The sequence below is a fragment of the Wolbachia pipientis genome (genome assembly GCF_001752665.1).
Lineage (GTDB): Bacteria > Pseudomonadota > Alphaproteobacteria > Rickettsiales > Anaplasmataceae > Wolbachia > Wolbachia pipientis_A.
Window position 1 is genome coordinate 64366 of sequence record NZ_MJMG01000009.1, and the last position, 9227, is coordinate 73592.

7 protein-coding genes and 1 tRNA gene are annotated in these 9227 nt (G+C 31.9%); 1 reads left to right on the plus strand and 7 read right to left on the minus strand.

Going from position 1 to position 9227, the window contains the following annotated elements; all coding sequences use genetic code 11:
• Together BIY23_RS04110 and BIY23_RS04115 are read right to left on the minus strand one after the other, a co-directional pair.
• The gene (locus BIY23_RS04110) at positions 1-1698 is read right to left on the minus strand and encodes a hypothetical protein (RefSeq protein ID WP_070065259.1); all 1698 of its coding nucleotides are present in this window, start codon (positions 1696-1698) and stop codon (positions 1-3) included.
• A gap of 105 nt (positions 1699-1803) precedes the next feature.
• On the minus strand, positions 1804-3777 hold the full coding sequence (locus BIY23_RS04115) for a ComEC/Rec2 family competence protein (protein WP_081326562.1): 1974 nt from the start codon (positions 3775-3777) through the stop codon (positions 1804-1806).
• A gap of 33 nt (positions 3778-3810) precedes the next feature.
• On the opposite strand from BIY23_RS04115, the gene BIY23_RS04120 reads away from it, so the two are divergent.
• Positions 3811-3884 (plus strand) — tRNA-Met (locus BIY23_RS04120).
• Between the two features lies 1 nt (position 3885).
• Here the strand turns inward: BIY23_RS04120 and pdxH are convergent.
• The 5 genes from pdxH to BIY23_RS04145 form a co-directional block, all read right to left on the minus strand.
• On the minus strand, positions 3886-4452 hold the full coding sequence (pdxH, locus tag BIY23_RS04125; RefSeq protein ID WP_070065260.1) for a pyridoxamine 5'-phosphate oxidase: 567 nt from the start codon (positions 4450-4452) through the stop codon (positions 3886-3888).
• A complete protein-coding gene (putA, locus tag BIY23_RS04130; RefSeq protein ID WP_070065261.1) occupies positions 4449-7409 on the minus strand; it encodes a bifunctional proline dehydrogenase/L-glutamate gamma-semialdehyde dehydrogenase PutA in 2961 nt (986 codons plus the stop codon). Before putA ends, pdxH begins: the two co-directional genes overlap by 4 nt.
• A gap of 242 nt (positions 7410-7651) precedes the next feature.
• A complete protein-coding gene (bcp, locus tag BIY23_RS04135; RefSeq protein ID WP_070065275.1) occupies positions 7652-8122 on the minus strand; it encodes a thioredoxin-dependent thiol peroxidase in 471 nt (156 codons plus the stop codon).
• 66 nt (positions 8123-8188) lie between these two features.
• Positions 8189-8722 (minus strand): hypothetical protein, encoded by a 534-nt coding sequence (locus BIY23_RS04140; RefSeq protein WP_070065262.1) that lies wholly within the window; start codon positions 8720-8722, stop codon positions 8189-8191.
• 216 nt (positions 8723-8938) lie between these two features.
• The coding region (locus BIY23_RS04145) for a putative dsRNA-binding protein (protein WP_261722523.1) at positions 8939-9227 on the minus strand (289 nt) is incomplete at its 5' end.

Sequence of the window (9227 nt, forward strand, 5' to 3'; positions counted from 1 at the left end):
TTAATACATACATTTAATCTTAAACTCCCCACCTCCAATATCATTATTAATAAACTCTATACTTGTTATGAGTGTAACAGGCTTTGTTCTATCATCAAGATTTATTATATCATCTCCACGACCTTTTATAATACAATACTTAGGTGAACCTCTTTTGTCATATAATATAACCTCAGCTCCCAAAGCAAGTAATGTTGTAGTATGTGGGTTTTTTTCCCCATCTATCTTTACTTTTACCTTAATATCTCTTAATCTTTCATAAATAAAAACACTTGCTGGACCATGTAATAATTGCCGTAAATCATCAGATTCTCTGTCTCTTATTTTTTGTGCCTCTTTCTCTTGTATTGCCTTTTCCACTTGTTCTGCTTCTTTAGATACGTCTCTGACCCTTTGCTTTTGCTGCCTTATTTGTTCTTTTAAGGATGCTTCGTTAACTATCAAATCGTTTGCTTCTTTTATTCTTCTTAGTTCTTGCTCTAGTTTTGCTATTCCTTGCTTCATCGTAATCGTATCTGTATTGCCTACACCAGGATCTACAGGGAGATCTACTTCACTTCCACTGTTATTCTTCTGACCTTCTTCCTCCTGAGCATTACCACGATTACACCATGCAAGCAAACCTCTCATGCTACCCCATGCATTATCTATATGCCGGATAGCACTCGCAACATTAGATTCACCTATTTTGTCAATGTACTGATTTATCTTGGTAACACATTGCTGTAGATCTTGTCTAGCGCCAGCTATTTCTTTATTGATTGTATGCTCTATTTGACCCACACTGCATGTTACATTTTCTGATAGAATTTTTAAACAATCCTTAGTCTTAACAGTTAATGAATTGAGATTACTGACTATATCATCCACCTGATTTACCAGGTTCTTCTTTAACAACTTATTATCTCTGACTAATACAGTTTCAGAGTTTCCAAATATATTACACACAATACCCAGAACAGGAAACCAAGAAACCCACCCTATTGCATCTAATTTTGATGTTAACTGCTTATTCTTATCCATCTTTTCATTTGCTTTATACATATTGTAATAACTAACAATACTACTCAGAACAGCATGAATTAGTACCAACAAAACTATACACAGCTCTATACTATTATCAAGATTAGAAATACCAAATTTTCTTAATGCACCAATTATTACCAAAGTACTTAATGCATATGGTACTACAATAAGTATGAACTTATCTCTGTTTTCATTCTTTACATCATCCAATATAGCATCTCTATCACAACCCTGGCTCTGAGATATTGGATCAATTATTGAAAGATTTTTTGTAAATTTTGGCTTAATGGCCATTACCCATAGATCTTTTTCAAGCTCACTTTTCTGTGCACCTTTTCCCTGGCCTATCTTTTTTTCAATATCTTCTTCATTATTGATCTTTTGTACACAAACAAAATAAGTAGCACAAGCAATTGCACCTATAGCAAAAGGTACAAGAAAAATTAAGCCATGTGTATACAATGCAAAAGAACTTAAGCTATTCCACAAATAACCACTACTCAGAAAACTTAAGTCATTACTGGTAATTAGTGTTATAGCAAAATACGCTACTTCCCAATGTATTAAAGCATTCAATGCTGCTCTCTGTATGGTACCATTGATACAATATCTTTTCACACGACCAGGCATATTCCAAACTTGATTAACTACAGGAATATATTGAGAAACCATATTGCTACCCCATTTTCATATGCAACTTTATTATATTGTACTATTAATAGCAACCAAAATCAAGCCTAATTCATCTCCACTGCAAATAACATAGAACCTTGACACTTATGAATGCGAGAATAAATGCCACGGTCTATTAGAACGCATTCTTTTGACCTTCATACCACTCCAAATTAAATGCGTACCATATTGCTCTAAATCAGAATATGTAATAACATGAGTACTACATTTTTGATAACTAAAATCACTCAATTGGATTATTAAGTCACTACTGTTACAGTATTGTAAAACATCTTCTTTCGTATAAGCAAGTAATACTGAATTATTGTTACAATGATATATATAACTATCTATATAATATTTTAATCTATTATTACCACTATATTTTTTATGATTAAAAATCTTATCTTGACCATTTTGTCTGGCCCAAGTGCGTATAACAAAGTTTTTATTTTTTCCATTCAGAGAATACAATAATCCATCATTTTCTTTTATAGCAATGTTATCAACATTTACCAATATATCAGGTGTCTTATATGTAATGCCTAATAGGATTCCTGTGAGCATAAAACTAATTCCCCATAAACGCCATTTCTGTTCCCATAAGCATATCCATAATAATCCAAATGTTATTATTAAAATTGATGCAGGAGAAAAAGTATGCACATTGATACAAAAGTTAGTAATTGTATTGATTAAGTACAAGATGCTGTCTATGAAATATTCTATCATTGGTGTAATAAATTTTTCAACTTTCAATGGAATAAGTAACATATAAAACAATCCTGAAGGGATAATCATTAATGTTACTATCGGTATAGCAATTAAATTAGTCATGATTCCACTAATTGAAAAATAATTAAAATTATATATAGTGTATGGTATGGTTGCTAAACTCGCTATAATTGAACTAGTTAAAATTGAAACGAAGTATTGTATTACCCTCACATCAAAAAGTCTAACGTGATGGCATGAGAGTAATGCTAATACAGCAGAAAATGACATTTGAAACCCTGGCTTAAAAATTGATTCTGGTTCTATAACAAGTAGAACTGAAGCAGCAAATCCAATAGCAATGAGTGCTCTATATTTTCTATCTAATATTATTGCAATTAATACCAAAATTACCATGATATAGGCACGCTGTGCAGAAATTTGCATGCCTGTCATCAATAGATAAAATGTAGTAGGTAATATAGTAAGCAGTGCAGATATTTTTTTGGTATTATACTTGAGTGTAAGAGTTTCAGATATTGCAAAAAAATTACGAAATATTATAAAGAATAGGCCTGCAACAAAAGAAAGATGCAAACCAGAAATAGCAAATAAATGAGATATGCCAGAATCACGTATTGCATTTATAGTTTTTATATCAATACCATCCTTTTTACCAATCAATAGTGCAGCCATAATACCTGCATGTGGTGTTTTTATATTATTATGCAAATTTTCATAAATATATTGACGGAAAGACTCTATGTATTCGTAAATTTTTTTTGTTTTTGCTTTTCTATATAAACGCAATTTACTTGTTGCAAAGCCTGTAGCACTAATCTTTTGATAATATGCTATTTTTGCAAAATCATATGCATATTCTGAAGACGCAATTTTTAATGGAAAAAGTTTTGCAGACAAGATTACCTGATCACCTATTTCGATATTACTATCTATACCAGTTCTCACAGATATTTTAATGTTATCCAAGCAATCATTAAAAACAGCAAGCAAAAATTGCTTATACAACCCTTTGTGATCAATATCTTTCACTGTAGCTACAACATTTTTTACATATCTCTCTTTATCAAGCATTTTAGTATTCACTAAAACTGTCTTACACTTACTTGCTGCAAATCCTATAAATACTGCAGTAATAGCAATACATAAGATTGTATGTCTTGTATAAAAAATACAGACTGGAATGAGTGCTAAAAGAAAAATTATAATAAAATTTGGTTCAAAATTTAAAGAAAAATAAAGCAACACTCCTACACATTGGAGTACAGGAAACCATAACACTAGATTATATTTCTCTTTATAAAGATTGTTATGTATATAATTAATGATACCTCTTGTATTCATTGCAATTAAATATATAATATAAGTAGACAATACCGCGGGGTGGAGCAGCTCGGTAGCTCGTCAGGCTCATAACCTGGAGGTCGTAGGTTCAAATCCTACCCCCGCAACTTAAGGGTATAGTTGTTCTACTTTCCATTTGTTATTTTTAAAAGTGTACACATGCCTTATATGTCTTCTATGCTCTCCTGCCTGCCAAAATTCTATGACTTTTGGTATGACGCAAAATCCTACCCAAGAACTTGGACGTGGTATTTTCTTGTCCAAAAACTCCATATTTTTAATTTTAATTTCTTGTTCAAAGTCTTGCCAATCATTCAATACACTAGATTGCTTTGAACACCATGCACTTATTTGGCTCTCACGTGGGCGAGAAGCATAATATTTATCAGTTTTATCACTATCTAATAGTCCTACATCTCCTTCTACACGTACTTGTCTTGAGGATGCAATCCAATTAAACACCAGAGCAGCTTTAGGGTTTTTTATCAACTCTTTACCTTTCCTGCTATTAATATTGGTAAAAAATATAAAACCTTTGTCACTATACTCCTTTAACAGTACTACCCTTGCAGACGGAATACAGTCCTTATTACAGGTTGCAAGTGTCATAGCTGCAGGTTCTATACATAAAGAAGCTCGGTACCATTGAGAAAACAAACCTATAGGGTCTATCATGTGTCGAATATCGTAGTGATAGTTTTTTCTTGAAAAAAATACTTTAAATAATTAATGCCATCAGCTTCTACTTTACTATCAATGCTACGATTTATATATATATGGTTAGTGAATATCCTTTTACTAATCATATTTACCCTACTTTGAATATAGCTATGTAAAGAAAATGCATTACATTTTGTATTATTTATATCATTGATAACTTCATGTAGCTGTGCTTTATCAAAACGTATAATATGTAAAACAGGACCAAACACTTCCTGTTTCAGTTGTGAAATTTTTTCTATTTCATAAATATATGGAGGAAAGAAATAACCATCCATGTTAACAGGTAGCTTAGACAAAAGAGTTGAATGTGCATCTTCTGACATTTTCTTAGTATATTGAACTAACATATCCATAGATATTTTATTAACCACTGGACCGATGTCAGTACTGAGCTCTATTGGATTTCCTATTCTTAATCCTTCAACTGCATCACATATCATTTTTATCTGCTTTTCTGCTATATCATTTTGAATAAATAATACTGAACAATTTTGTCCTCTACTATAAAATGCAGAAGATAATACGTCCGTAGTCACTTGTTCCATAAGAGCAGAGCTATCCACAACCATAGCATTTAGTCCATCAGTTTCAGCAATTACTGGTATTCCGCTACCTATCAGCCTTTCATTAATTATTCGTACAGTTTGTAAAGAACCAGTAAAAACTATACCTTCCACTTTGTCATAAATTGTATCAACATTACCTGGAATAAAATGTAGTACATCATGAGGTATACCAGCTTCGTGCAATATTTTTACAACTTCATAAACAATAATAGGCACATACTTTGACGGTTTTACAAGTACGACATTACCAGTAGCAAGTGCAGCAGCAATTTGTTTAATAAAATCTACTACTGCAGAAGGCAATGAAGAGATACACAAAAAAACCCCTCTACCCCCAAACTCAATAAAACTATTTTCACCAACCATTCCAGGTAATTTTTCTACATCATTCAATTTATTTTTTGCAATTACCGCATAATAACGCAGAAAATTGATTGTCTTCCTAATATCTGATATCGCATTTGGTATGGTTTTTCCAGACTCGATAATCAGTACATATATTAACTCTTTAATATTTTCTTCTAGTAAATCTGCAGCTTTTTCTAAAAATTTAGCACGTTCTTTTACTGAAATATCCTGCCATTGGGAAAATGCACTTCGAGCTATTGAAAGTGCATTTAGAACTTGTTCATCTGTTGCATCTGATATTTCTCCTACCACATTGCGCAGATCTGCTGGATTAACTGCTTTATAAAATTTAGCATTATCTAATAATAACTGACCATCAATTATTGGACCTATTTGCCATTTTTTATTGGCGAAATTTTTCATTTCGTCAAAAAATTGCGTAACTGTAACTAAATCACTCATGTCAATGCCTAAAGCATTTTTTCTATCTGATCCAAAAATATCTTGTGGTAACGGAACATTTGGGTGTGGTTCATAATTAAAGCTTTTAGATTTTTCTAAAGGGTCCTCAATTAACAGATCAACATCATGACTGATAAACGACCTATCATCAAAAAGACGCTTGATAAGATATGGTAATAAATTACCATGTGTACCAACTGGTGCACAAATACGACAACTAATATTAGTTGCAAGTTCTGACATGACATAATCATACATGTCTTTGCACATTCCATATAAACGTTGAAATTCAAACCCTGGATGATTTTTATCAGCAATCTCCATTATGGTTGCAAAAGTATAAGCATTATGAGTCGCAAAGCATGGATAAAAATGACTTGCTTTACTTAAAAGTTTCTGTGCACATGCAAGATAAGACACGTCAGTATAACTCTTTCTTGTAAACACTGGATAATTGATCATACCAAGCTCTTGCGCGCGTTTAATTTCTGAATTCCACTGTGCACCCTTTATAAGTCGCACCATAACTTTATGTTTTGACCTAACTGCAACATCCTCAATAAAATCTAGGATATGTAAAGCACGCTTTTGGTATGATTGTACCGTCAAGCCTAAACCATTCCACTGTGACAAGGACTCATCAAGACGAAGCTTTTCAAACAATATTAAAGACATCTCTAGCTTTTCTGCCTCTTCTGCACCTATACATAATGAAATATTATATTTTTTTGCTTCACGACATAGTGCTAATATTTTACCTAGAACCTCATCAGCTATATGGTCAAACTGACTAAATTCGTAACGTGGATGTAGCGCTGATAATATAATTGAAATTCCATTTGATTTGAAACAGTCATCTGATGAATTACGTGCTTCACCTATCGTTTTGACTGAATACATACATGTATTAAAATACTCCTCAGACGTTTCTCCTAGTACATCAAACGAATAAAGATTTTGATCTGGTGTTACGTATTGCAAGACTTGCTCTATGCTTTCTCCAATAATAAAGTGCTTACCAAGCATTAATACTGCATGTTTTACTGCTTTACGAATTATAGGTTCTCCTAAATTTTTAAGTAACTTGGAAATGATATGATAAAATTTTGAATCTTTTTCCTCAGTCTTTAATATACTGCTTCCTATTACTAAACTCCAGGTAGAAGCATTAACAAATAGTGAAGCAGAACTTCCTAAGTGCTTACTCCATTCTTGATTGACAATTTTATCCTTTATTAACTCATCAACTGTATGATCATCAGGTATTCTCAGCAACGATTCAGCAAGACACATTAATGCTACTCCCTCGTCACTAGAAAGCGAATATTGCTGTAGAAAAGAGTCTATAATGTCTAATTTATTATGCTTTATCCTTTCAATAATTTGTTTTGCAATATTATAAATTCTGTTTTTTGAATCAGTTGAAAGCTCTACTTTTTCTACAAGATAACGTACACAACTTTTTTCATCAGCACGATAAAGGCTCTGTAAACGTCTCCTTAATTCATTAAGCTCTTGTATCATAACTATCACTTCAATGGTAACATGATTATATCATAACTTTGTGAATATCAAATTTATAAATAGTATAGATAAAATTGTACTGGAATTTTATACCAAATTTTAGAAAGAATAAGATATTTGATTATATAGCTTGTTGTTTTTCTGCCTTAAATCAAGATAAAATACACCCTGTAGACTTAACCTTCAATGTATAGCTTCTTAAATTACGTATTTTTACCATACCATTGTTCCTTAATAAACACAAATACTGATTAACTCACAGATTGTATTGTCTTTAAAACTTCATCTACGTGCCCACTAACTTTTACATTTCTCCATATTTTAATTATTATACCTTTTTTATCGATTAAAAAAGTAGCACGTTCAATCCCCCAATATTTCTTGCCAAATATGCTTTTTTTCACCCATACACCATATTTTTTAAGTATTTCTGCATTTTCATCAGAAACAAGATAAAATGGCAAAGAATGTTTTGCTTTAAAATTAGCATGTGACTGCACATTATCTTGTGATACACCAATTATTACTGTATCAAGCATAGAAAAATCATTTATTCTGTCTCTGAAACCTTTTGCTTCAATAGTACAACCTGGCGTATTATCTTTAGGATAAAAATAAAGCACTATATTCTTATTATGCAAAAATTCATTTAGTGATAAATATTCACCAGAATCTGCAGGTAACATAAACCCAGGAGCACTATTTCCTACCATTAATTCCATTGCAATACCTATAAAAATCATGAGAACCTTACTGAGAAACTAAATTTCACAATATTATGTTGTAATCTATTCACGACCTTGACTATTATTTTTACTAAAAGCAGAAGCAACTTCTATATTACTTATATTTGTGGTGCTAGCGTTAATCTCTCTAGTAGCCTGACTACTTGATTTCTGCTCATCTATATTTCTGTTGTGACTTTGCTGTATAACAGTATTATCACGCTCTTCTCTGCAATTACTGCTGTTATCAAAGAAAGAAGACAAACTTGTTTTAACAATAGATCCTTTTGCCGTATACACACCTGGTATAAAATTTTGGTCTGCTCTATCATACCGTTTCTTAGATGGAAATTTATGAGATGCACTTAGAAATTCTCCAGCATTTTCATCAAAATTCTTATGTTCAAACCCGTACTGAGAATGATTTGAACTTGAGGATGATGGAAATGCAAGTGCAAGTGAATCTTCTCGATCATCAGTCAAGAGTTTTCCGAAATTAGGAGATAATTTTGTTACATAACTTTCTTCAGTTTTTTCTCTTTTATGATTTTTATCTCCACAATATTGTTTCTTTTGAGATCCATTAGCATTATCCATTTTTTCCCTTATTAAATTTCATAATAAGGGAATTATATCAATTGTAATGGGTCAATGCAAAATAAACTTTACGAAATCGATTGTAAAGTGTATTGAAAATAGCAAATACATGTAGGTAGTATAGTGGCGAAAGATGCTTGTACTATTCCTGGCAAAAGCATTATTAAATCAAATACTGGATAAAGCAGATATTAAAGCTTATAGCTCAAAGCATTTTTAACTAGCCTTTTTTGTATTGCTATTAATTTTTTCTAGCATTGATTCTGCAGCTTTTTGTTCAGCGACTTTCTTACTACTGGCCTGTGCAGTCACTATACCATAGTTTTCTATACATACTGATATAGTAAACTCTGGTTTATGTGCAGGTCCAGACTTATTTACCATGGCGTATTCTGGTAAGGACAGCTTGTTTTTTTGTGTCCACTCTTGTAACGAAGTTTTAGGGTCTTGAGGAGGACTAATGGTTTGTTTTGCAAGCTTTTTCCAATGCTTTATAATAAATAGT